Origin of the sequence: Streptomyces sp. 8L (assembly GCF_020176795.1) — a bacterium.
GTDB lineage: Bacteria > Actinomycetota > Actinomycetes > Streptomycetales > Streptomycetaceae > Streptomyces.
Window position 1 is genome coordinate 1 of record NZ_JAIUKE010000101.1, and the last position, 23547, is coordinate 23547.

The window sequence follows — 23547 nt, forward strand, 5'->3', positions numbered from 1 at the left end:
CCGGGGGGGTGACCCCCCCCCCCCGGGGGGGCGGGGGGGGGGCGGGGGGCGGGGGCGGCCCCCCCCCCCCCGGGGCCCCCCCCGGCCGGGGGACGGCCACGGTGCCCGGCCGACATCCGGCCGGGCGCCACATCGGGAAAGACGGAAGGCAGAAGCAGCAGATGACCGACGACCAGCAGTTCCACCAGCTCAAGGCCCAGGTGGAGCAGTGGGTGGAGGGGCCCGGCGAGCGCTGGGCCGAGCGCATCGAGGAGACCGGGGAGGTCCCCGAGGAGCTGTGGGCCGAGCTGAACGCACTCGGTTTCCTGCGGGTGGCCGCGCCCAAGGAGTACGGCGGCCAGGGCCTCGGCTTCGCCCGCTGGATGGAGCTGATGGAGGTCTTCGCCCGCTCGCACGGCTCCATCCGCATGATCGTGCACGTGGTCAACGGCATCTGGCGGTCCATGGACGGCCACGCGACCGACGACCAGCGCAAGCGCTTCGTGATCCCCTCGATCACCGGCGAGATCAAGATCGCGTTCACGCTCACCGAGCCGGGCAACGGCACCGGCGCGGACATCACCACGTCCGTGGTGCGCGAGGGCGACACGTACTACCTCTCCGGCCGCAAGCACCTGATCACCTTCGGCGTGCGGTGCGACTACTACCTGCTGGCCGCGCGGGTCGAGGGCAGCAGCGGCCACGAGGGCACGGTCGCGCTGCTGGTGCCGCGCGAGGCCGAGGGCGTCACCGTCGAGGACACGTCGAACACGATGGGCGTCACCGGCACCGACCACGCGTCGCTGACGTTCGAGCGGACCCCGGTCCCGGTCGACCACCGGCTCGGCGCCGAGGGCGAGGGCCTCGAGGTCTTCCTCGGCGGCTTCCTCACCCCGTCGCGCATCTCCGTCGCGATGAGCTGCGTGGGGCTCGCGGAGCGGGCGCAGCAGCTGGCCGTCGAGTACGCGGGCAACCGGGTCACGTTCGGCAAGTCGCTCACGCAGCGGCAGGCCATCCAGTTCATGCTCGCCGAGAACCAGGCGGACATCGAGGCCGCCAAGCAGCTGGTGCTGCACGCGGCCCGCCGCTTCGAGCAGGGCGCGGACGACGCGTCGATGCAGTCGTCGATGGCGAAGATGCACGCCGTGACGATGCTCACGAACGTCACCGACAAGGCGCTCCAGGTGCACGGCGGCCTCGGCTACTGGAAGTCGCAGAAGATCGAGCGCGTGTACCGGGACGCCCGCGCGCAGCGCTTCGAGGAAGGCACCAACGAGGTGCAGAAGGCGGTCGTCTTCCGCGAGCTGCTCCAGCGCGCGAAGGCGGCCGGTACGACACAGAAGGAGACCGCCCGATGAGCGGCACGCAGGACGCCCGGAAGACCGAGCAGGTCTCGCTGATCACGGGGGCCTCGCGCGGTATCGGCCGCGCGCTGGCCCTGACGCTGGCCCGCCAGGGCGGCACGATCGCCGTCAACTACAAGAAGAACGCGGATCTCGCGGAGAAGACGGTCGCCGACATCGAGGAGGCCGGCGGCCACGGCTTCGCGGTGCAGGCCGACGTCGAGACCACTGAGGGCGTGCAGGCGCTGTTCGACGAGGTGGCGCGGCGCTGCGGGCGCCTCGACCACTTCGTGTCGAACGCCGCCGCGAGCGCGTTCAAGAACATCGTCAACGTCGGCCCGCACCACCTGGACCGGTCGTACGCGATGAACCTGCGCCCCTTCGTGCTGGGCGCGCAGGAGGCCGTGAAGCTGATGGACAAGGGCGGCAGGATCGTCGCGCTGTCCTCGTACGGTTCGATCCGCGCGTACCCGACGTACGCGACGCTCGGTGCGATGAAGGCCGCGATCGAGGCGTGGGTGCGGTACATGGCGGTGGAGTTCGCGCCGTACGGCATCAACGTGAACGCGGTCAACGGCGGTCTGATCGACTCCGACTCGCTGGAGTACTTCTACAACGTCAAGGGGATGCCGGACATGCGGGGCGTGCTGGACCGCATCCCGGCGAACCGGCCCGGCACGGTGCAGGAGGTGGCGGACACGATCAACTTCCTGCTGGGCGAGGGCTCCGGCTACATCACCGGCCAGACGCTGGTGGTCGACGGCGGCCTGAGTGTCGTCGCGCCGCCGTTCTTCGCGGACGCCGGTCCGGAGCTCCAGCTCCCGCCGCGCCCCACGCGGGAATCCTGACAGCGGCCGGGAAGCACTGAATCGACAGAGGGATCGCACATGTTCGACCATGTCTTCCGGTCAGGTGCCATCGGGGGCCTGACGCTCCCGCACCGTGTCGTCATGGGTGCCATGCACCTCAATCTGGAGGCTCTGGAGGACGGCGGTGCCGCTCTGGCCGCGTTCTACTCGGAGCGTGCGGGCGGCGGCGCGGCGCTGATCGTCACCGGCGGCACGGCGGTCTCCCCCGCCGGGGCCGGCGGTCCCGGTTACGGCATGGTCGGTGATCCCTCGCACCGGGCCGCTCTGCGCCGCGCCGCCGAGGCGGTGCACGCGGCGGGCGGCCTGATCGCGTTGCAGCTCTTCCACGCCGGGCGGTACGCGCTGCCCGGCGTGGCGGGCACGGACGGGGGCGCGCCGTTCGCGCCGTCGGCCGTCTACAGCAGGTTCTCGCGTACGACGCCGCGCGAGATGTCGGCCGACGACATCGCGGAGACGGTGGCGGACTTCGCACGGGGCGCCCGGGCGGCCCGCGAACTCGGCTTCGACGCCGTCGAGGTGATGGGGTCGGAGGGTTATCTGATCAACCAGTTCACCGCGCCGCTGACCAACCTGCGCGACGACGCGTGGGGCGGGGACGCGGAGCGCCGCAGACGCTTCCCCGTCGAGGTGATGCGCGCGGTGCGCGAGGCCGTGCCGGGCTTCCCCGTGCTGTTCCGGATGTCCGGGGCGGATCTGGTGGAGGGCGGCACTCCGCCCGAGGACACGGCGGAGCTCGCGGTGGCGCTCGCCCGGGCGGGCGCGGACGCGCTCGCGGTGGGGGTCGGCTGGCACGAGTCGCCGGTGCCGACCGTGCAGGCGCAGGTCCCCGAGGGGACGTGGGCGGTGTTCGCGAAGGACGTCAAGCGGGCGCTGCGCGGGGCGGGGCTGCACGAGGTGCCGGTGATCGCCTCGAACCGCTTCAACCGCCTCGCGCAGGCGGACGACGTGCTCGCGGGCGGCGAGGTGGACTTCGTGGCGATGGCCCGGCCGTTCCTCGCCGACCCGGAGATCGTCGCCAAGTCCCGTGCGGGCCGGGCCGAGACGGTGGATCTGTGCATCGCCTGCAACGAGGCGTGCATCGACAGGTCGTTCGGCACCGAGCGGGTGTCCTGCCTGGTCAATCCGCGGGCCGGGTACGAGGTGGAGTTCACGGCCACCGCCCAGGACGCCGCCGCCGGACGCGGCAGGTACGCCGTCGTGGGCGCCGGCATCGCCGGCCTCCAGGCGGCTCGTACGCTGCTGGCGCTCGGCCACGAGGTCGAGGTGTTCGAGGCGGCGGCCGAGCCCGGCGGGCAGTTCCGGATGGCGGGGCTGGTCCCCGGCAAGGAGGACTTCGCCGGGACCGTACGCCACCATGTGGCCGAACTCGCCGAGTACGGGGCTCCGTTGCACCTGGGGCACCGCATCGGCCACCGGGACGTGCCGCGCCTGCGGACCTTCGACGGGGTGGTGCTGGCGTCGGGTGTGCTGCCGGTGCGGCCGACGCTGCCGGGGCTCGCGCTTCCCCATGTGATCGACTACGCGCAGGCGTTCGCGGACCCCGGCGCGCTCGGCGGGCGGATCGCGGTGATCGGTGGCGGCGGCATCGCCGTGGACCTCGCGCACCTGCTGACGGCGGAGCGCACGGCGCCGGCCACGCCCGAGGAGTTCCTGGCCTCGCACGCGGTGACGGGCGGCTCCCCGGCGCATACCGCGACGGCGGGCGGCGCACGGCGTGCGGTGACGCTGATGCGGCGCGGCGGCCGGGTCGGCGCGGGCGTCGGCCCCAGCACCCGCTGGGTGGCGCTGGCGGAGCTGCGGGCGGCGGGCGTCGCGACACTGGTCGGGGTGGAGTACGAGGAGATCACCCGCGAGGGCGTCCTCGTCAGGGACGCGGAGGGCGAGCGCCGGCTGGTCGCCGCCGACCATGTGGTGCTCGCGGCCGGCCAGGAGCCGGAGCGGGACGCGCGGGCGACGCTGCGGCGGGCGGGCGTGCCCTTCGAGGAGGCCGGCGGCGTGACGGGCACGGACCGCCTCAACGCGGTGCGGGCCACCGCGGAGGGTCTGCGGGCGGCGCACCGCCTCGCCCTGCGCACGGCCGGCGCCGTGGCGGTGCGCGCCGGGAGCCGTACCGGCGGCGGTCGCGGTACCGAGGGGGCGGCCGGCGCCGGCCCCGCCACCGGAGCGGCGGCCGAAGGCGGCGCGGCATATACCGGTTCGGCAACGGCCTCGCCCGCACTCGGGGGGCAAAACGGTACAGATCCGGCAACCGGGGGCCGCGCGAATGTGGCAGCAGGGGCTTGAGGGACATACGGCGCGTATGAGGCGGGCATATCGCGCGGAGTCTGTGACTTTTATCGACAACGGCTGGATTGTGGTCCAAGGTTTGGCAGGCCCATGCCTGGCAGTCCGGGGCCGAGCAGGAGGAGCGCAGTGCAGAGCAATCAGCAAGTGGTGGTGACGGGCTTCGGCGCCCTCACCCCCGTCGGCAACGACCGGGAGAGCACCTGGCAGGCGCTCCTCGCGGGCAAGTCGGGCATCGGGCCCATCGCCCGGTTCAACGCCACCGGCATGCCGACGAGCATCGCGGGCGAGGTCACCGGATTCGACCCGTCCGAGCTGCTGGACCGCAAGCGGGAGCGCCGCTCGGCACGCTTCTCCCAACTCGCCATCGCCGCGGCCCGCGAGGCCGTCCAGGACGCAGGGCTCGCCATCGGCGAGGACGGCGTCGAGGCGAGGCGCGTCGGTGTCGTCGTGAACAACGCGGTGGCCGGCATGGACGGCGTGGAGAACGCCGTGGACACCATGCACCTGGACCCGCGCAAGGTGAACCCGTACTTCGTCTCGTCGGTCATCCCGAACATGCCGGCCTGCGAGGTCGCGATCGACCTCGGCATCCGGGGCCCGGTGACCGCGAGCGCGCTCGCCTGCGCCAGCGGCATCTACGCGCTGATCGAGGCGCGCCGGCTGATCCTGTCCGGCGAGGCCGACGTGGTGGTCGCGGGCGGCACGGACTCGGCGATCACCCCCGTCATGTTCAGCGGCCTGTCCAACATGGGCGCGCTGTCCCGCCGCAACGAGGACCCCACCCACGCGAGCCGCCCCTTCGACGCGGACCGCGACGGGTTCGTCTTCGGCGAGGGCGCCGTGGTGTGCGTGATGGAGTCCGCGGAGCACGCCAGGGCGCGCGGCGCCCGGGCGTACGCGGAGGTCGCGGGCGGCGCCCTGACCTCGGACGCCTTCCATGTCTCCGCGCCGGACCCGAGCGGCGAGGGCGCCATGGACGCCATGCGCCTCGCGCTGCGCGCCTCGGACACCGACGCGGGCGACATCGACTACATCGCCGCGCACGGCACCAGCACCCGGATCAACGACCTGACGGAGACCCGCGCGATCCGCGAGGTCTACGGGTCGCACGCGTACGACCTGGCGGTCAGCTCGCCCAAGTCGATGGTGGGCCACCTGATCGGCGCGGCGGGTTCGCTCTCCGCGATGGTGTGCGCGCTCGCCATCAGGGACGGCGTCGTGCCGCCCACGATCAACCTGGACACGCCCGGCGAGGAGTGCGACCTCGACTACGTGCCGCACACCGCCCGTCAGACCGAGGTGCGCGCCGCCGCGGTCAACGCGTTCGGCTTCGGCGGCCAGAACTGCGTCGCCGTGCTGCGCGCGGTCTGAGAAACCGCCGCGAGCCGGCCGACGGCCCGCTGAGAGGAACAGCATCATGGACAACCCGGACCCCGCCGAGGCGCCAGGCTACGACCCGGCCGCCTACCGCGCCGTGTTCGAGAACCGCTTCACGTACTGGGCGGGTTTCGCACGCAACACGCACCGGTACGCGCGTGCCACCGCGATGCACGACCCCGCGTCCGGCCGCAGCTGGACGTACGCGGAACTCGGTGCCGAGGTCGAGCGGCTGGCCGCGGGCCTCGCGGCGTCCGGGGTGCGGGCGGGCGACCTCGTCGCGTACCAGCTCTTCAACACCCCCGAGTTCGCGCTGCTGTACCTGGCGACGCAGCGCCTCGGCGCGGTCGGCTCACCGGTCAACTTCCGGCTCGCGCCGGGCGAGACCGCGCACGTGCTGACCAGCGGCAGGCCCCGCGCCTTCGTGTACGACACGGCCGTCGCGGAGAACGCGGGCCGCGCGCTCGCCCTGGCGGGCCACCGGCCCGAGCTGATCGTCCACGTCCCCTCGGGCGACCCGGCCGACGCGCCGCTCGCGGGGTCCGTGGCGATGGCGGACCTGCCGGCCAGGGGCGAGGGCCGGGAGCCGCTGCCGGAGCCGGGCGGCGGGATCTACGCGGAGACCACCCGCCTGTACACGTCGGGCACCACGGGCATGCCGAAGGGCGTGCCGCTCAACAACGCGACCGAGGTGCTGTCGGCGCACGACGTGATCATGCACTTCCCGCTGTCGCCCGAGGACCGCACGCTGAACATGACGCCGTGGTTCCACCGCGGCGGCCTGTACGCGGGCGGCCCGAACCCAGTGTTCTACATCGGCGGAGAGACGGTCCCGCTGCGGCACTTCGACGCCGACGCGGTGCTCGACCTGGTGCAGGAGCGCGGCATCACCTTCCTGATCGGCGCGCCGACCAACCTGGAGCGGCTCGCGGACGCGCAGGAGTCCCGGCCGCGCGACCTGTCCACACTGCGCGGCATCGTGACGATGGGCGCCCCGCTCGACCGGACCGCCTGCCTGCGCTACCAGCGGGTGCTCACCGAGCGGATCTTCAACGGGTACGGCACGACGGAGGCGTTCTGGAACACGTTCCTGCGCCCCGCCGACCTGCCGGGGCACGCGGGCAGCGCGGGCCGCGCCTCCACGGACGACGACGTCGCCGTCGTGAAGGTGTACGAGGACCGGCGCGCCGCCCCTGGCGAGCTGGCGGCCAAGGACGGCCAGGAGATCGGCGAGGTCATCGTCCGCTCCCCCAAGTCGGGCTACGGCTACACCGGGCGCCCGGACGAGGAGGCGGAGAACTTCCGCGACGGCTGGCTGTACATCGGCGACCTCGCCACCTGGGACGCGGACGAGTACGTGACGATCGTCGGCCGCAAGGACGACATGATCCTCTCCGGCGGCGAGAACGTGCACCCGGTCCAGGTCGAGGAGGTGCTGGGCGAGCACCCCGGCGTCGCCGACTCGGCCGTGGTGGGGCTGCCCGACCCCGAGTGGGGCCAGCTCGTCACCGCGTACGTGGTGCGGCGTGATCCCGCCCTGAGCGTCGAGGACTGCGAGAAGCACTGCCGCGCGCACCCGATGCTGGCCGCGTACAAGCGCCCGCGCGCGTACCGTTTCGTGGACGCGCTGCCGACGACGGCGACCGGCAAGAAGATCCACTACCAACTGCGCAGGCAGGTGGCCGAGGACGCCGAGGCGGGCCTGATCGAGCGCGTCAGGCACTGAGGCCGTTCCGCCCGGCGCGCGGGAGGGACGTCCGGCCGGAGGCTGGGGACATTGGCGACCGACGACAACGCCGCGAGATCCCGTGCCGGGACGCATGAGTCCGGCACGGTCCGGGCGAAAGGCCCCAGCGGTGCCGGCCGGCTCCCGCGCGGCTACCACCTCGGCACACACTCCCACGAGGACGGCCAACTGGTGTACGCCGCCGCGGGCGCGGTGGCCACCACCACCGAGCGCGGCACCTGGGTCGCTCCCGCCAACCGGGCGACCTGGACGCCGCCCGGCTTCGCACACTCCCACCACTTCTACGGCGAGACCGACGTCCGCCTGCTCACCATCCCGGCCGGTCTGTGCCACGCGCTGGCCGCGCGCCCCAGCGTCTTCTCCGTGAACCCGCTGCTGCGCGAGGCCGTTCTGGCGCTGACCGAGCGGACGGAGATGGAGCCGGGCGCCTTCGAGCGCCTGCGCGCGGTGGTGATCGACGAGGTCGCGGAGACGCCCGAGCAGTCCCTGCACCTTCCAGAACCGACGGACGACCGCCTGCGCACCGTCACGGGCCTGCTGCACGCGGACCCGCACCCGTCCGCGACCCTGGCCGAGCTGGGGCGGGCCGCCGGGGCGGGCGAGCGCACCCTGAGCCGCCTGTTCCACACCGAGCTGGGGATGGGTTTCCACCGCTGGCGCACGATACTGCGCGTGCACCACGCCCTCGTGTCCCTGGCCGCGGGCCGGTCGGTCACCGACACCGCGACCGAGTGCGGCTGGTCCAACCCCTCCAGCTTCATCGACGCCTTCACCGAGGTCGTGGGCCAGACCCCCGGCCGCTACCGGGCGGGCCTGCGCGGCGACTCGACGTAGCCCGACGGCCCTTCGGAGCGGGCCCGCACCGAGCGGCCTTCCCACAGCGTTCCCCCGCCCTTCCAAGCCTGGCGGCTTTTCGGTATCGCGAGTCCATTCACCGGTTGGCGGAGGCTCCGCCGGGTTCCACAGTGGTGGTCAGACGGCTGAACCATCCCCGGGCAGCCCGCCCCCTCCGCTTCGGCGGACCGGGTGCCGCCCGCTTCCAGAAGGCTCCGACATGACAGAAACACCCGAAATCCCCGAGGACACGACCGTCGCGATCGTCGGGGCGGGGGTGGCCGGGCTCACGCTCGCCAACCTCCTGCTCCGCAACGGCGTCAGCTGCGTCGTGGTGGAGAAGCACCGCCGTGCCTACGTCGAGCGGCGCCAGCGCGCGGGGACGGTCGACACCCGCGGAGTGCGCCTGTTCCGCGCCTGGGGACTCGGCGAGGTGGTGGAGGGGAACCCCGTCACCGAGGGCGCCGGAGGATTCTTCATCGACGGCGAGGAGTTGCCGCTCGACACCGGCGAGGACGACGAGAGCCTGTTCTGCCCCCAGCAGGTCCTGGTCCGCAACCTCACCGACGTCTTCCTGCGCGAGGGCGGAGACCTGCGCCACGAGGCCGCCGACGTCGCCCTGGAACACCTCCAGGGCCCTCGGTCCCTGGTGCGCTACCGGGACAGCACGGGTACGGCGAGAGCCATCGCGTGCGACTACGTCGCCGGGTGCGACGGCTCACACGGCGTCAGCCGCGCCAGCATCCCCGAGTCCGCCCTGACCCGCTACTCCCACACCTACGGATACTCCTGGCTGAGCGTCCTCGCCGAGGTGCCCGCGAGCCACCCCTCCGGGATGGCGATCCACCATCGCGGCCTGGCGGGACTGATCCCGCGCGGCGCGAACGCCAGCCGTATCTACCTCCAGTGCCCGCCCGGCGACACTCCCGAGCAGTGGCCCGCCGAGCGCGTCTGGAGTGAGCTGGAGGCCCGTTTCGGCACCCCGGTGCCCACCGGGCCGATCGCCGAGGCGCGCATCGTGCCGCTGCGCAGTGTGGTCTACAGCCCCATGGACCACGGCACGCTGTATCTCCTCGGGGACGCCGCCCACATCGTCCCGCCGATGAGCGCGAAGGGGATCAACCTGGCGCTCAACGACGCGGAGGTGTTCGCGCGCGCCGTCATCCGGCGGGTCCAGCAGGGTGACGGGAGCCTCCTCGACAGCTACTCCGAGACCTGCCTGAAGCACGTCTGGAACTACCAGGCGTTCGCGTCGTGGATCACCGACCTCATGCACGACGCCGGCGACCCCTCGTACGAGGGAGAGTTCCGCAAGCAGATCGCCCGGGCCGAACTCCAGCGCCAGTTCACCTCGCCCGCGGCGAACCGGCTCTTCAACGAGCTGATTTCCGGGGTGAACTGACCCCCGGCCGCCGGCCGGCCGCGCGGTGGGGCGGCACCGGCCGCTACCGCACGCGCGGCGGAGGGGGCGTGCTGCCGCTCGCGAGCGGGGACCGGGACAGCTCCACGCAGCCGGCGGCGATCAGGCCGATGGCGAGCAGCTGGGGCACCAGCCACCAGCCGGAGCGGAGCGTCTCGCCGAACAGGGTCACGCCGTACGTGATGCTGATCAGCGCGTCGCCGAGGGTCAGCATGGGCTGGGAGGCGACCAGTGAGCCGGCCTGGAGGGCGTTCTGGAGCAGGAACAGCGCCCCCACGCCGGCCACGGCCGTCCCGTACAGCTGCCAGGACTCGAAGAGTCTGACGATTCCGTCGCCGTCCTCGAGCCGCGCCACGGCGTCCTTCATGAGGGCCGCGGTCAGCGCGTAGCTGCACGCGGCGGCGAGGCCGAACAGGGCCGCCCTGGGGTTGCCGCGGGCACGCTGCGCGAAGGCGATCAGGACGGCCTCGAAGAGGACGGTGCCGATCAGGGCGGGGACCCAGTCGAGGCCCCGCACGGTCTCGGAGCCGCCGCCCGGCGCCGCGCAGGCCATGCCGAGTGCGAGGCCGCAGGTGACGGCGGCGACGCCGTACCAGGCCGTGGAGGGAAGCCGGTACCGGAAGACGTAGCCGGCGATGAGCAGTGTCGAGGGCAGCTCGATCACGAAGATGGGCTGCACCACGGCGATCGGCCCGGTGCCGAGGGCCACGGCCTGGCAGACGGCCGCGACGATCACCATGCAGATGCCCGCCAGCCACACCTTCTTCGTGAGCAGATGCCGGATGAGGGAGAGGTGCATCGCGTCGCTGTCGGGGACCGTCGCGGCGGCGCGTCGTTGCAGCACCGAGGCTGAGCCGTTGCTGATGGCGGTCAGCACGGCGAAGAGGACACTGATCACCGGACCATTTTGCGTGTACATGGGACCGAGATCGAAATCAGGGGGGTTCCCGGCACGTCGGGACGGCCCCGGGGCACCCGTGCGGTCCGCGCTCCCCCGGAGCCCCGTAGGCTTCCCGCGTGGTGCGCAGACACAGGACACCGGCCTCGCCGCTGCCGCAGCGGCAGGGCGTGGACGCCGTACGGCTGCGGCTGCCCGCCGATCCGGAGGGCCGCTACCGGACGGTGGAGGACCATCTGACGGCCCGCTACGGACCCGCCGCGGGCGCGGCGCGGATCGGTGAGATGGTCCGGGAGGGCCGCTTCGTGACCGCCGACGGACGGCCCGTCACCCCCCGCGCCCCGTACACGCCGGGGCTGTACGTGTTCTTCCACCGCGACCTCCCGATGGAGGAGCCGCTGCCGTTCGAGACCGGCGTCGTCTACCGTGACGAGCGGATCGTCGTCGCCGACAAGCCCCCTTTCCTGGCCACCACACCGCGCGGCGGACACATCGCGCGGACGGCGGTGGCTCAGCTGCGGGACACCCTGGGGCTGCCGCTGCTCCAGCCCGCCCACCGGCTTGACCGGCTGACCGCGGGCCTGGTGCTGTTCGTCGTGCGCCCGGCGGACCGGGGCGCGTACCAGAGGCTCTTCGCCGAGCGGCGGGTGCGCAAGGAGTACGAGGCGGTCGCCGCCCACAACCCGGCGCTCGCGCTGCCCCGCACCGTACGCAGCCGGATCGAGAAGGAGCGCGGGGTCCTCGCGGCGTACGAGGTGCCGGGTGCGGAGCCGAACGCCGAGACGCGGGTCGAGCTGGCCGTGCACGGCGGCGGGTACGGCGGGTACCGGCTCGTGCCGGCCACCGGCCGCACCCACCAGCTGCGGGTGCACATGAACGCACTCGGGCTGCCGTTGCTGTACGACCCGCTCTACCCCGTGGTCGCGCCCAAGGCGCCGGACGACTACCGGCGTCCCCTTCAACTCCTGGCGAAGGTACTGGAGTTCACGGACCCACTGACCGGCGCCGCACACCGCTTCAGCAGCGCTCAGCGGCTGGCCCGGTGGCCGGTGCCGGCCTGAGGCGGCCGGCACCCAGCGGGTAGACCCTAGTGTCCCCGCTCGATCCACTCGGCGAGGTGGGGTGCCTCGGCGCCGATCGTGGTGGAGTCGCCGTGGCCGGTGCGTACCACCGTCTCGGGCGGCAGGGACAGCAGGCGGCTCCTGATGGACTCCACGATGGTCGGGAAGTCCGAGTAGGAGCGGCCGGTGGCGCCGGGGCCGCCCTGGAACAGGGTGTCGCCGGTGAAGACCGTGCCGAGGCCGGGCGCGTACAGGCACACCGCTCCCGGCGCGTGGCCCGGAGTGTGCAGCACCGTGAGATCGGTGCCCGCGACGGTGAGGGTCTGTCCGTCGGCCAGGTCGCCGTCCGGCGCCTCGTCGGGGTGCGTGAGCTTCCACAGCGGCAGGTCGTCCGGGTGCAGCAGCACCTTGGCGCCGGTGGCGGCGGACAGCGCGGGCGCGGCGTCGACGTGGTCGCTGTGCGCGTGCGTGCACACCACGGCCTTGAGCGTACGGGTGCCGAGCGCGGCCCTGATCGCGGCGGCGTCGTGTGCGGCGTCGACGACGATCGCCTCGGTGTCGTCGCCGACGATCCAGACGTTGTTGTCGACGTCCCACGTACCGCCGTCGAGGGCGAACGTGCCGGAGGTGACCAGGTGGTCGATGCGCGCGGTCATCAGAACTCCACCACGGAGCGCAGGACGTCGCCCTCGCCCATCCGCGCGAACGCGGCCTCGACGTCGCCGAGTCCGATCGTCTCCGTCACGAACGCGCCGAGGTCGATGCGGCCCTGCCGGTGCAGGTCGATCAGCATGGGGAAGTCCCGCGACGGCAGGCAGTCCCCGTACCAGGACGACTTGAGCGAGCCGCCCCGGCCGAACACGTCGAGCAGGGGCAGTTCGATCCTCATCTCCGGCGTGGGCACCCCCACCAGCACCACCGTGCCGGCCAGATCCCGTGCGTAGAAGGCCTGTTCGTAGGTCTCCGGACGGCCGACCGCCTCGATCACCACGTCCGCGCCGAACCCTCCCGTCAGCTCCCGGATCGCCTCCACGGCGTCCCTGGATCGGGAGTTGACCGTGTGGGTGGCGCCGATCTCCGCCGCCTTCGCGAGCTTCCGGTCGTCGATGTCGACGGCGATCACCTTCGCCGCGCCCGCGAGGCGCGCGCCCAGCACCGCCGCGTCACCGACACCGCCGCAGCCGATGACCGCGACCGAGTCGCCCCGGCCCACCGCGCCGGTGTTGATCGAGGCGCCGATACCGGCCATCACACCGCAGCCCAGCAGGCCCGCCACCGAGGGCGACACCTCCGGGTCGACCTTGGTGCACTGCCCCGCGGCCACCAGGGTCTTCTCCGCGAAGGCGCCGATGCCTAGCGCGGGCGTCAGCTCGGTGCCGTCCTCCAGGGTCATCTTCTGCCTGGCGTTGTGCGTGTCGAAGCAGTACCAGGGCCTGCCCCGCAGGCACGCGCGGCACTGTCCGCACACGGCCCGCCAGTTCAGCACCACGAAGTCGCCGGGCACCACCTCGGTGACGCCCTCGCCCACCGACTCCACGACGCCCGCGGCCTCGTGGCCGAGCAGGAAGGGGTAGTCGTCGTTGATGCCGCCCTGCTTGTAGTGCAGGTCGGTGTGGCACACCCCGCACGCCTGGACCTTCACCACCGCCTCGCCGGGGCCCGGGTCGGGCACCACGATGGTCTCGATCCGCACGGGCTCGTTCTTGCCCGGTGCCACCACACCCCGCACGCGCTGCGCCATGCCAGCCCTGCCTCTCCTCACCGCGGCCGCCACCCCTGGCGGCACGGAACGATCTCGTCCACAGGTGAGTATGGCGCGCCCGTGCCGCTCAGGGCGCCAGGACGTCGAGTTCCTCCAGCGCCCCGACGGCGATCTGCCGGGTCAGCTCCTCCGCCCGGTCCGCCCGGCCCTCCCGTACCGCCTCGGCGACCCGCACGTGAAGGGTGACGGCGGCCGGGTCGGGGTCCTCGAACATGACCTGGTGGTGGGTACGCCCGGCGAGGATCTCGGCGACGACGTCGCCGAGCCGGGCGAACATCTCGTTGCCCGACGCGGTCAGCACGATGCGGTGGAAGGCGATGTCGTGCACCAGGTACTCCTCCAGGCGCCGGCCGCGCGAGGTGGCGACCATGCCGAGGGCCCGCTCGGTGAGGCCCGCGCACTGCTCGGGTGTCGCGTGGCGCGCCGCGAGTGAGGCGGCCACCGGTTCCACGGCGGAGCGCAGGACCGTCAACGACCGCAGCTGGCGCGGCCGGTCGGCGCCCGCGAGCCGCCAGCGGATCACGCGCGGGTCGTAGACGTTCCACTCGTCGGCGGGCCGCACGGTCACACCGACGCGGCGGCGCGACTCGACCAGGTGCATGGATTCGAGGACCCGGACGACCTCGCGTACGACGGTGCGGGACACGTCGAAGCGCTGTGCCACCTCGTCGGTGCGCACCACGGAGCCCTGGGGGTATTCGCCGGCCGTGACGGCGAGGCCGAGGGCGTCCAGGACGCGGCTGTGCTGACCTCGGCCTTCTTCGCTCATGACCTCAGCTTACGGCGCGTACGGCACATCTCACGCAAAAAAATAAGTACTACGTTTGCGTCACACTCTCTTGATTACGTCATACGTGATGCGGTTCAGTGACGCGACACAACGTTGCCGACGAAGACAGCGAGGCAGGCATGCACGGCCAGGGCCACAGCTCCCATGTCGTGGTGGTGATGGGCGTATCGGGCACCGGCAAGACCACGGTCGGGCCCCTGGTGGCCGAGGCTCTGGGCGTTCCGTACGCCGAGGGCGACGCGTTCCACCCCCCGCGCAACATCGCCAAGATGACGGCGGGGCACCCCCTCGACGACGAGGACCGCTGGCCCTGGCTCGACGCCATCGGCCGGTGGGCGCACGAACGGGCGGGCCACGGGGGCGTGGTCAGCTCCTCCGCCCTCAAGCGCGTCTACCGCGACCGGCTCCGCGCCGCGGCGCCCGGCGCGGTGTTCCTGCACCTCACGGGCGACCGTGAGCTGATCGAGAAGCGCATGGCGGAGCGCAAGGGCCATTTCATGCCCTCCACGCTGCTGGACTCGCAGTTCGCCGCCCTCCAGCCGCTGGCTGAGGACGAACGGGGCGTCGCCGTCGACGTGTCCGGTTCCCCCCACGAAATAGCCGAAAGGGCGGTAGCCGCGCTGCGCGCGCTGCCCGGGATGTAGAAGGAAGCCCCCATGACCGGTCTCAATGTCGAGATGCTGGCTGCCGCCGATCCACCGCTGATCTCCTCCGCGGGCGACGCGCAACTGGGTATAGCCGTACTGGTCGGCATAGCCGTCCTCGTCGTGCTCATCACCGTCTTCAAGCTGCACGCGTTCCTCGCGCTGACGATCGGCTCGCTGGCGCTCGGCGCCACCGCGTCCGCGCCCCTGGACAAGGTGATCACGAGCTTCTCCACCGGCCTCGGTGCCACGGTGGCGAGCGTCGGCGTCCTGATCGCCCTCGGTTCGATGCTGGGCAAACTGCTGGCGGACTCCGGCGGGGCCGACCAGATCGTGGACACGATCCTCGCCAAGGCCGGCCGCAAAACCATGCCGTGGGCGATGGTGCTGATCGCGGCGATCGTGGCCCTGCCGCTGTTCTTCGAGATCGGGCTCGTCCTGCTGATCCCGGTGGTGCTGCTGGTCGCCAAGCGCGGCAACTACTCCGCGATCCGCATCGGCATCCCCGCGCTCGCGGGCCTGTCCGCGATGCACGGCCTGATCCCGCCGCACCCCGGCCCGCTGGCCGCGATCAGCGCCATCCACGCCAACCTCGGTGTGACGCTGCTGCTCGGCCTCATCGTCGCGATCCCGACGGTCATCATCGGCGGCCCGCTGTTCTCCAAGTACGCGGCGCGCTGGGTGGATGTCACCCCGCCCGAGAACATGATCCCCCAGCGTCCCTCGGACTCCCTGGAGAAGCGTCCCAGCTTCGTCGCCACCGTGTGCACCATGCTGCTGCCGGTCGTGCTGATGCTGGCCAAGGCGCTGGTGGACATCACCGTCGACGACGCGGCCAACACCGGCCAGCGCGTCGCCGACGTGATCGGCAACCCGCTGATCGCGCTGCTGCTCGCAGTCGTCGTCGGGCTGTTCACGCTGGGCCGCGCGGCCGGCTTCGGCAAGCAGAAGCTGTCGGTGCTCCTGGAGGAGTCCCTCGGCCCGATCGCCGGTGTGATGCTGATCGTCGCCGCGGGCGGCGGCTTCAAGCAGGTGCTCGTCGACGCGGGCGTGGGCCAGATGATCCTGGACGTCACCAAGGACTGGTCCATCCCGTCCCTGCTGCTCGCCTGGTTGATCGCGGTGGCCATCCGGATCGCGACCGGCTCCGCCACCGTCGCGACGATCTCCGCGGCGGGCCTGGTGGGCCCGCTGTCGCAGGGCATGTCCACCACGCACGTGTCCCTGATGGTGCTGGCGGTCGGCGCGGGCTCGCTGTTCTTCAGCCACGTCAACGACGCCGGATTCTGGCTGGTGAAGGGCTACTTCGGGATGGACGTCGGCCAGACGGTCAAGACCTGGTCGGTGATGGAGGGCATCCTGTCGGTGGTCGGCCTCGGCTGCGTGCTCCTGCTGTCACTGATCGTCTAGCACGGCCGGGAGCGGTACGCCGCGCCGGCGTAGGCACGCGGCGCCGCGGCCGTACGGCATCACGTGCGGGGCGGGGCGGGCCGGGTGGTCAGCCCCGCCCCTCCGGCATGTCCGCCGCGGGCGTCCGCCGCGTCCCGCCGCCGGCGGCTCCGGCCTCCCGCTCCTCTGCCTCCTCGGCCGCCCTCTCGTCCTCCCACTCGGAGTGTTCACGCAGGGCCCAGGCCCGGTCCACGGAACCGGTCCGCATGCCGCGCCGTGCGCCGGGGTCCTTGAAGGCCATGCTGATGTGCCCGAACAGGACGATCCCGACGGCGAGCGCCAGCCAGTCGTGGATGAAGGTGGCGCTCGTGCGGGAGATGAGCGGGAACAGCCCGGTGAACCACATCAGCAGGCCGGTGAAGAGCATCAGGACCGTCGCTCCCGCGATCCAGGACGCGTAGATCTTCTGCCCGGCGTTGAACTTGCCCGCCGGTCGGGCGCCGGCCCAGTTCCAGCGCCTGCGCACCGCGCGCAGCCACTCGCGGTCGTAGGGCGCGAAGCGGTTGAGCCGCTCCAGGTCGCGGCGCAACGCGTGCGAGACGAGACCCGCGAGGAAGGGCACCGGGATCAGGACCCCGGACCACTCGTGGACCGTCACGACGAGGTAGCGGCGGCCGACGAGTTCCGCGAGCTGCGGCACGTACAGGAACGCGGCCGTCCCCACACAGAGCAGCATCAGCCAGCTGGTGGTGCGGTGCACCAGCCGTTCCGCGAGGGTGAACCGCCGTATCCCGCCCGGGTGGACGGCCCCCGCCTCAGACCGTCGGCCTGTCGTCCCGCCCGTTCGAGCGCCCGACCCATCCGTCGACGTCATAGCCGTATCCCTCCCAGTAACCCGGCTCCACCTTGTCGGTGACCGATATGCCGGAGAGCCACTTCGCCGACTTGTAGAAGTACATCGGAGCCACATAGAGCCTGACCGGCCCGCCGTGGTCCTTGCTGATGGGCTTGTCCTGCATCCTCAGCGCCACGAGCACATCGTTCCTGCGGGCCTGGGAGAGCGTGAGGCTCTCGCTGTAGGTCCCGTCGAAGCAGGTGAAGCGCAGCGCGCGCCCCTGGGCCCTGACCCCGGCGGCGTCCAGCAGGTCGGAGACGCGCACCCCCTCGAACGGCACCTTCGGCACCCGCCAGCCGGTGACGCACTGGACATCCAGGTCGGTCCGCACCTGCGGAAGGGCCTTCAGCTCCGCGAGGGTGTACGAGCGGGGGCGGTCGACGAGCCCGTCGATCCTCAGCCGGTAGGTCGCGGCCGTCTTCGTGGGGACGGAGGCGGCGACGTTGTAGAAGCGGAAACCGCCGCCGTTGGGCAGCAGGTTCGAGATTCCGGTGGGGTCGACCTGCGACGCGGCACCGAGGAACTTCTCCAGGCCGCTCTGCAGATACGGCGCGGCCGCGAGCCCGCCGGCCCCTGCGGCCAGGGTCCCCAGCAGCACGCGCCGCCCCACGGCGGGGCCCTTCGCACGCCGCGCTGCCGGCGGCTCCCGCGGCTCTTCCTCGTCCCGTACGTGCGGCTCTTGCGCGTCGTCCCGTACGTTCCCGGGCCCCGGCCCGCTGTGCTCGCTCACTCCACCGATTGAACACCCGTCGAGGGGCTCGCGGCCCCGACGGCCCGGGACGTCAGACTTCCGTCACAGATCAGTCGAAGTAGTGGCCCTCGGCCAGGTCGTCGAGGAGCCCGGGGCGCACCGGCTCCCAGCCGAGCAGCTTCCGGGTGCGGGCGTTGGACGTGTGATTGTCGGTCTGCACCAGTGCTCCGAGGAAGCCGAAGTGGCCTGCCGCGTCCTCGGCCGCGACGGACCTGACGGGCAGGTCGAGGCGGCGGCCGATGGCCTCGGCGATCTCCCGGAACGGGATGCCCTCGTCCGCCACAGCGTGCAGCCGCGAACCGGCCGGCGCCTTCTCCAGCGCCAGCAGGCACAGGCGCGCCGCGTCCAGGGTCTGCACGGCGGGCCAGCGGTTGGCGCCGTCCCCCACGTACCCGGAGAAGCCCTTCTCCCGGGCGAGGGCGATCAGGGTGGGGATGAAGCCGTGGTGGTCGAGCGGGCCGTGCACCACGGGCGAGAGCCGTACGACCGAGGAGCGCACCCCGCGTTCGGCCATCACGACCAGGGTGTTCTCCGCGTCGACCCGCGGCCCCGCATCGGCCGCGTCCTCCTCGGTGGCGGGGCGTCCGGTGATGCCGGCCCCCGCGACCATCATGGTGCCGCCCATCGCGACGAACGGCTTGCCCGAGCCCTCCAGTTCTGCGCCGATCGCCTCGGTCACGCTCAGGTCGGACGCGACCGCACCGGCGAAGTCGCCCGAGCGCATCGCGTCGTGCTTGAACGCGAAGTGCAGGACGCCGTCGGCGGCGGCTGCGGCCTTCCGCAGGCCGGCGAGGTCGTCCAGGTCGCCGCGCAGGACCTCGGCCCCGAGCGCGGCGACCGCGTCCGCCGAGGCGTCGGACCGGGCCAGCCCGACGACCTCGTGGCCGGCACCGGTCAGTTCGGGAACGACGGCCGAGGCGATGTGGCCCGACGCGCCTGTGACGAAAACACGCATGAGAGAACCTTCCGGTCGGCCGCCGGCCGAGTCGTCGTGCGGCCCGGCCGGGGGTGATGTCACCTGGTGCCATCACCGTACCACCGACGACACCAGGTGTCATCACTTAGACTGTGGCCATGAGCCGATGGGAGCCGAACGCGCGCGGCCGTCTTGAACAGGCGGCCCTGGAGCTGTACATGGAGCGAGGTTTCGAGCAGACGACGGTCGCCGAGATCGCGGAGCGTGCGGGACTCACGAAGCGGACCTTCTTCCGCCACTACGCGGACAAGCGCGATGTGCTGTTCGACGGGGCGGGCGCCCTCCAGGCTCTGGTCGTGGACGGCATCGCGGACGCCCCGGCCGGACTCGCCGCGATCTCCGCCGTCGCCGCGGGCATCGGCACCGCCACCGCCACCACGTTCGAGGACCGCCACGAGGAGGCGGGGAAGCGCCAGGCCGTCATCGACGCCACCCCCGAGCTCCAGGAGCGCGAACTCGTCAAGCTGGCGACCCTCGCCACCGCCGTGGCCCGGACGCTGCGCGGCCGGGGTGTGGACGCCCCCACCGCGGACCTGGCGGCGGAGGCGGGCATCGCCGCGTTCAAGGTCGCGTTCGGCCGCTGGCTCGCGGGCCCGCCCGACGGGAGGATGGCCGAGGCGGTGCGGGAGACCTTCGAGGACCTCGGGCACGTGGCTTCGGCCCGTGCGCCGGAGGAGCGCGGGGCCTGAGAGCGGGGCCTGGCGCCGGGCGCGCGGGTACGCGGGCAGCGCTTCAGCGCGGGTAGGCTCCGAGGAGCGAGGCGGCGCCCGGCCGGCGCGGGGTCAGGCCGTCGCCTTCGCCGCCGCACGGCCCGCCGCGCGGCCCGAGAAGAGGCAGCCGCCGAGGAACGTGCCCTCAAGGGAGCGGTAGCCGTGGACCCCGCCGCCGCCGAACCCCGCGGCCTCGCCCGCCGCGTACAGGCCGGGCAGTGGCTCGCCCGCCGCCGTCAGGACGCGGGACGACAGGTCGGTCTCCAGGCCGCCGAGCGACTTGCGGGTGAGGATGTGCAGGCGCACGGCGATGAGGGGACCCGCCGCCGGGTCCAGCAGGCGGTGCGGGGGCGCGGTGCGGACCAGGCGGTCGCCCCAGAACCTGCGGGCGCCGCGCAGCGCCATGATCTGGAGGTCCTTCGTGTAGGGGTTGGCGATCTCCCGGTCCCTGGCCACGATCTCGCGGCGCAGTTCCGGCTCCTCGATGAGCGGCTCGTCGGTCAGGTCGTTCATGCCCTTCACCAGGGTGGCCAGGTCGCGCGCGACGACGAAGTCCGCTCCCTTGTCCATGAAGGCGCGCACGGGGCCCGGCACCTCGGCGCGGGCCCGGTCGAGGACGCCGCGGACGGACTTGCCGGTGAGGTCGGGGTTCTGCTCCGAGCCGGAGAGGGCGAACTCCTTGCCGATGATGCGCTGATCGAGCACGAACCACGTGTACTCGTACCCGGAGCGCATGATGTGTTCGAGCGTGCCGAGAGTGTCGAAGCCGGGGAAGAGCGGGACGGGGAGCCTGCGGCCCCGCGCGTCGAACCACAGCGACGAGGGGCCCGGCAGGATGCGGATGCCGTGTCCCGGCCAGATCGGGTTCCAGTTCTGGATGCCCTCGGTGTAGTGCCACATGCGGTCGCGGTTGATGTGGTGGGCGCCGGCCTGCTCGGCGATGCCGAGCATCAGCCCGTCGACGTGGGCGGGCACGCCCGTGACCATGTGCCGGGGCGGGGTGCCGAGCCGCTCGGGCCACTGGGCGCGTACGAGGTCGTGGTTGCCGCCGATGCCGCCACTCGTGACGACCACGGCCTGGGCCCGCAGCTCGAACGTGCCGGTGGCGGTGCGCCCGCTGGGGGTGCCGCGCAGCGCTGTGCTCGGTTCGAGCACCTCGCCGGTGACGGTGTCGAGGTGCCCGTCGGTGGCCGCGAGGCCGGTCACGCGGTGCCGGAAGCGGAAGGTCACCAGGCCCTTCGCGACGCCCTCGCGCACCCTGCGTTCGAACGGCGCGACGATGCCGGGGCCCGTGCCCCAGGTGATGTGGAAGCGCGGCACGGAGTTGCCGTGGCCCGTCGCCTCGTACCCGCCCCGTTCCGCCCAGCCGACCACGGGGAAGAAGCGGACGCCGCGCCGGTGCAGCCAGGCGCGTTTCTCGCCGGCCGCGAAGTCGACGTAGGCCTCGGCCCAGCGGCGCGGCCAGTGGTCCTCCGGCCGGTCGAACCCCGCCGTGCCGAGCCAGTCCTGGAGGGCCAGGTCCCTGCTGTCCTTGATGCCCATGCGGCGCTGCTCGGCGGAGCCGACGAGGAAGATCCCGCCGAACGACCAGTGCGCCTGTCCGCCGATCGACTGCTCGGGCTCCTGGTCGAGGAGGATCACCCGGCGCCCCGCGTCGACGAGTTCGGCCGTCGCGGCCAGTCCCGCGAGACCGGCCCCGATCACGATCACATCTGCGTCGTACGCCATGCTCCCCCGCCCTCGGAGTCCCTGTTTCCCGTGCCGCCGCATCCCGGCGTCCCTGTGTCCCGGCGTCCGGGCGTTCTGGCCGCCCGGGTCCCGGGGCCCCGGGTTCCGGTGCCGTCCGGTCTCCCGATCTTCGGTACGCGCCGGTAACAAGTCAACCGCCGGAGCCGTCCCGCCGAAAGGTCTCCAGGACGGAGAGACGAAGACCGCGGGGGCGAACCGGCCCTGGCGAAGCGTCCGGCACGCTGTTTGGTTGGATGGTCCCATGGCTCCAGAGGACGAGATCGTGGACGTCGTCGACGAGGACGACCGGGTTGTGGGGCAGGCGCGGCGCGGTGAGGTGTACGCGCGCGGCCTGCGCCACCGTGCCACCTTCGTCCTGGCCAGGGACGCGGAGGACCGGCTGTTCGTGCACCGCAGGACGGCGACGAAGCTGATCTTCCCCTCGCTGTACGACGTGTTCGTCGGCGGCGTCCTCGGCCCGGGCGAGAGTTACGACGACGGTGCGCTGCGCGAGGCCGAGGAGGAGCTCGGTGTCTCGGGGCTGCCCCGGCCCACCCCGCTGTTCCGCTTCCTGTACGACGCGCCCGACGGGCGCGGCTCCTGGTGGTCGGCGGTGTACGAGGTGCGCTGCACGCTGCCCGTACGGCCGCAGGCCGAGGAGGTCGCCTGGCACGCCTTCCTGCCGCCCGACGAGGTGGCGGCGCGGCTGCGCGGCGAGGTCCCGCCGGGCGGCGCGGGGGCCGCCGCGCCGTGGGGGTTCGTGCCCGACGGCCGTGCCGCGTACGAGAGATACGAGCAGTACCTGCGCCACGGCAGGTGACGGGAGAGGTGACCTGAGGGGTACCTGCGACACGCGCCACGCGGGAGGCACATACGCCGGCGCGCGGGCTCGGGCGTGTCCCGCCGCTCTGGCACCGGGCGCCCTTCACCTGGCAAGCTGCCCACGGGCGGACCCCGTGGGCCCGGCCCGGCAGCACCACTCCGATCACCTCACCCGGCCCGCGCCGGGCACCTGTGTCGCACACCTCTGTCCCCGCACGGCAGCCCCCCAACGGCAGTCCCACCACTCCAGTCGCACCGCTCAGTCGCCCCGGCAACGGCGCCGGGCACGATCGCGACCGCTCCCGACAGCCCCGTACCGAAGGACCGACCGATGCCCGCAATGGACCCGTACCTCGTCCGCGTCACACCTCAGGCGTACGCCTATGTCCAGCCGGACGGCGGCTGGTGCCTCAACAACGCCGGTGTGGTCAGCGACGGCAGCACGACGCTCCTCGTCGACACCGCGGCGACGGAGCGGCGCGCGAAGGCGCTGCGCGAGGCGGTCCTGGCACAGGGGCTGCCGCTCCCCCGCACCCTGGTCAACACCCACCACCACGGTGACCACACGTACGGCAACAGCGTGTTCGCGCCCGATGCGACGGTGGTCGCGCACGAGACCTGCCGCAGCCAGCAGATAGCCGCAGGGCACCAGCTCCACCTGGTGTGGCCGGGCACGGAGTTCGGCGAAGTGCCGGTGGTGGCGCCGACGGTGACGTACAGCGACGCCATGACCCTGTACGTGGGAGACGTGGAAGTGCGCGTCCTGCACCCCGGCGCGGCCCACACCGCCGGCGACTCGATCGTCCATCTGCCGGGCGAGGGCGTGGTGTTCACCGGCGACCTGGTGTTCGCGGGCGGCACACCGTTCCTCTTCAACGGCTCCCTCGCGGGCTCGCTGCGCGCGCTCGGCATCCTGCGGTCGCTCGGCGCGGACGTGGTGGTCCCCGGGCACGGCCCGGTCACCGACCCGTCGGTGTACGACGCGACGGAGCGCTACCTGCGGTTCGTGGGCGAGGTCGCGCGCGCCGGCTACGCGAAGGGGCTCAGCCCGCTCGAGACCGCGAGCAGCACGGACCTCGGCGAGTTCGCCGCGCTCCGCGAGAGCGAGCGGATCGTCGCCAATCTGCACCGGGCGTACGCGGAACTCGACGGCCTCGCGGAGGCCGCGGAGCTGGACCCGCTGGAGGTGTTCGGCGACATGGCCACCGTCAACGGCGGGCAGCCGGTGGCCTGCCACGCCTGACGCGGGCCCGCGCGGACCGGGCC

General features: G+C 72.7%; 21 protein-coding genes. 13 read left to right on the plus strand and 8 right to left on the minus strand.

Annotated features, from left to right (window positions below; genetic code table 11):
* Nucleotides 1-161: 161 nt before the first annotated feature.
* The 7 genes from LCE31_RS10750 (at nt 162) to LCE31_RS10780 (ending at nt 9837) form a co-directional block, all read left to right on the plus strand.
* The gene (locus LCE31_RS10750) at nt 162-1337 is read left to right on the plus strand and encodes an acyl-CoA dehydrogenase family protein (protein WP_225013947.1); all 1176 of its coding nucleotides are present in this window, start codon (nt 162-164) and stop codon (nt 1335-1337) included.
* On the plus strand, nt 1334-2170 hold the full coding sequence (locus LCE31_RS10755; RefSeq protein ID WP_225013948.1) for an SDR family oxidoreductase: 837 nt from the start codon (nt 1334-1336) through the stop codon (nt 2168-2170). The genes LCE31_RS10750 and LCE31_RS10755 overlap by 4 nt, the downstream gene beginning before the upstream one ends.
* 39 nt (nt 2171-2209) lie before the next feature.
* Nucleotides 2210-4474 (plus strand): oxidoreductase, encoded by a 2265-nt coding sequence (locus LCE31_RS10760; protein ID WP_225013949.1) that lies wholly within the window; start codon nt 2210-2212, stop codon nt 4472-4474.
* A 93-nt stretch (nt 4475-4567) separates the two neighbouring features.
* Nucleotides 4568-5848, plus strand: coding sequence for a beta-ketoacyl-ACP synthase II (gene fabF, locus LCE31_RS10765; protein ID WP_263631684.1), 1281 nt, complete (start codon nt 4568-4570; stop codon nt 5846-5848).
* 46 nt (nt 5849-5894) lie between these two features.
* Nucleotides 5895-7580 carry a class I adenylate-forming enzyme family protein gene (locus LCE31_RS10770; protein WP_225013950.1) on the plus strand — a complete coding sequence of 562 codons (1686 nt, stop codon included), beginning with the start codon at nt 5895-5897 and terminating at the stop codon, nt 7578-7580.
* Between the two features lie 51 nt (nt 7581-7631).
* Nucleotides 7632-8435 (plus strand): AraC family transcriptional regulator, encoded by an 804-nt coding sequence (locus LCE31_RS10775; RefSeq protein WP_225013951.1) that lies wholly within the window; start codon nt 7632-7634, stop codon nt 8433-8435.
* A gap of 220 nt (nt 8436-8655) precedes the next feature.
* Nucleotides 8656-9837 (plus strand): 4-hydroxybenzoate 3-monooxygenase, encoded by a 1182-nt coding sequence (locus tag LCE31_RS10780; RefSeq protein ID WP_225013952.1) that lies wholly within the window; start codon nt 8656-8658, stop codon nt 9835-9837.
* 43 nt (nt 9838-9880) lie between these two features.
* Here the strand turns inward: LCE31_RS10780 and LCE31_RS10785 are convergent, their stop codons facing one another.
* Nucleotides 9881-10753, minus strand: coding sequence for a DMT family transporter (locus tag LCE31_RS10785; RefSeq protein ID WP_225013953.1), 873 nt, complete (start codon nt 10751-10753; stop codon nt 9881-9883).
* Between the two features lie 119 nt (nt 10754-10872).
* Between LCE31_RS10785 and LCE31_RS10790 the strand changes: the two genes are divergently transcribed.
* Nucleotides 10873-11814 (plus strand): pseudouridine synthase, encoded by a 942-nt coding sequence (locus LCE31_RS10790; RefSeq protein WP_225013954.1) that lies wholly within the window; start codon nt 10873-10875, stop codon nt 11812-11814.
* Nucleotides 11815-11840: 26 nt separating this feature from the next.
* Here LCE31_RS10790 and LCE31_RS10795 read toward each other — a convergent pair whose 3' ends face one another.
* The 3 genes from LCE31_RS10795 to LCE31_RS10805 all read right to left on the minus strand — a co-directional run bounded on the left by LCE31_RS10795 (nt 11841) and on the right by LCE31_RS10805 (nt 14345).
* Nucleotides 11841-12470 carry an MBL fold metallo-hydrolase gene (locus LCE31_RS10795; protein WP_225013955.1) on the minus strand — a complete coding sequence of 210 codons (630 nt, stop codon included), beginning with the start codon at nt 12468-12470 and terminating at the stop codon, nt 11841-11843.
* Nucleotides 12470-13555, minus strand: a complete 1086-nt coding sequence (locus LCE31_RS10800) for an S-(hydroxymethyl)mycothiol dehydrogenase (RefSeq protein WP_225013956.1) — start codon at nt 13553-13555, stop codon at nt 12470-12472. Before LCE31_RS10800 ends, LCE31_RS10795 begins: the two co-directional genes overlap by 1 nt.
* Before the next feature lie 88 nt (nt 13556-13643).
* Nucleotides 13644-14345, minus strand: coding sequence for a FadR/GntR family transcriptional regulator (locus tag LCE31_RS10805; RefSeq protein ID WP_225013957.1), 702 nt, complete (start codon nt 14343-14345; stop codon nt 13644-13646).
* Between the two features lie 140 nt (nt 14346-14485).
* On the opposite strand from LCE31_RS10805, the gene LCE31_RS10810 reads away from it, so the two are divergent.
* Both LCE31_RS10810 and LCE31_RS10815 read left to right on the plus strand, forming a co-directional pair.
* Nucleotides 14486-15010: a gluconokinase gene (locus LCE31_RS10810; protein WP_225013972.1), complete on the plus strand. Its 525-nt coding sequence runs from the start codon at nt 14486-14488 to the stop codon at nt 15008-15010.
* 12 nt (nt 15011-15022) lie between these two features.
* A complete protein-coding gene (locus LCE31_RS10815) occupies nt 15023-16420 on the plus strand; it encodes a GntT/GntP/DsdX family permease (protein ID WP_225013958.1) in 1398 nt (465 codons plus the stop codon).
* Nucleotides 16421-16508: 88 nt separating this feature from the next.
* Here the strand turns inward: LCE31_RS10815 and LCE31_RS10820 are convergent, their stop codons facing one another.
* From LCE31_RS10820 to LCE31_RS10830, 3 genes are all read right to left on the minus strand, one after another.
* On the minus strand, nt 16509-17273 hold the full coding sequence (locus LCE31_RS10820; RefSeq protein WP_225013959.1) for a cytochrome b/b6 domain-containing protein: 765 nt from the start codon (nt 17271-17273) through the stop codon (nt 16509-16511).
* Nucleotides 17215-17904: a molybdopterin-dependent oxidoreductase gene (locus LCE31_RS10825; RefSeq protein WP_225013973.1), complete on the minus strand. Its 690-nt coding sequence runs from the start codon at nt 17902-17904 to the stop codon at nt 17215-17217. The genes LCE31_RS10820 and LCE31_RS10825 overlap by 59 nt, the downstream gene beginning before the upstream one ends.
* Before the next feature lie 190 nt (nt 17905-18094).
* Nucleotides 18095-19000, minus strand: coding sequence for an SDR family oxidoreductase (locus LCE31_RS10830; protein ID WP_225013960.1), 906 nt, complete (start codon nt 18998-19000; stop codon nt 18095-18097).
* Between the two features lie 119 nt (nt 19001-19119).
* Between LCE31_RS10830 and LCE31_RS10835 the strand changes: the two genes are divergently transcribed.
* The gene (locus tag LCE31_RS10835; protein ID WP_225013961.1) at nt 19120-19710 is read left to right on the plus strand and encodes a TetR family transcriptional regulator; all 591 of its coding nucleotides are present in this window, start codon (nt 19120-19122) and stop codon (nt 19708-19710) included.
* 93 nt (nt 19711-19803) lie between these two features.
* Here the strand turns inward: LCE31_RS10835 and LCE31_RS10840 are convergent, their stop codons facing one another.
* A complete protein-coding gene (locus LCE31_RS10840; protein WP_225013962.1) occupies nt 19804-21459 on the minus strand; it encodes an FAD-binding dehydrogenase in 1656 nt (551 codons plus the stop codon).
* Nucleotides 21460-21721: 262 nt separating this feature from the next.
* On the opposite strand from LCE31_RS10840, the gene LCE31_RS10845 reads away from it, so the two are divergent.
* Nucleotides 21722-22279 carry an NUDIX hydrolase gene (locus LCE31_RS10845; RefSeq protein ID WP_225013963.1) on the plus strand — a complete coding sequence of 186 codons (558 nt, stop codon included), beginning with the start codon at nt 21722-21724 and terminating at the stop codon, nt 22277-22279.
* Between the two features lie 333 nt (nt 22280-22612).
* Nucleotides 22613-23524 carry an MBL fold metallo-hydrolase gene (locus tag LCE31_RS10850; RefSeq protein WP_225013964.1) on the plus strand — a complete coding sequence of 304 codons (912 nt, stop codon included), beginning with the start codon at nt 22613-22615 and terminating at the stop codon, nt 23522-23524.
* Nucleotides 23525-23547: the final 23 nt, after the last annotated feature.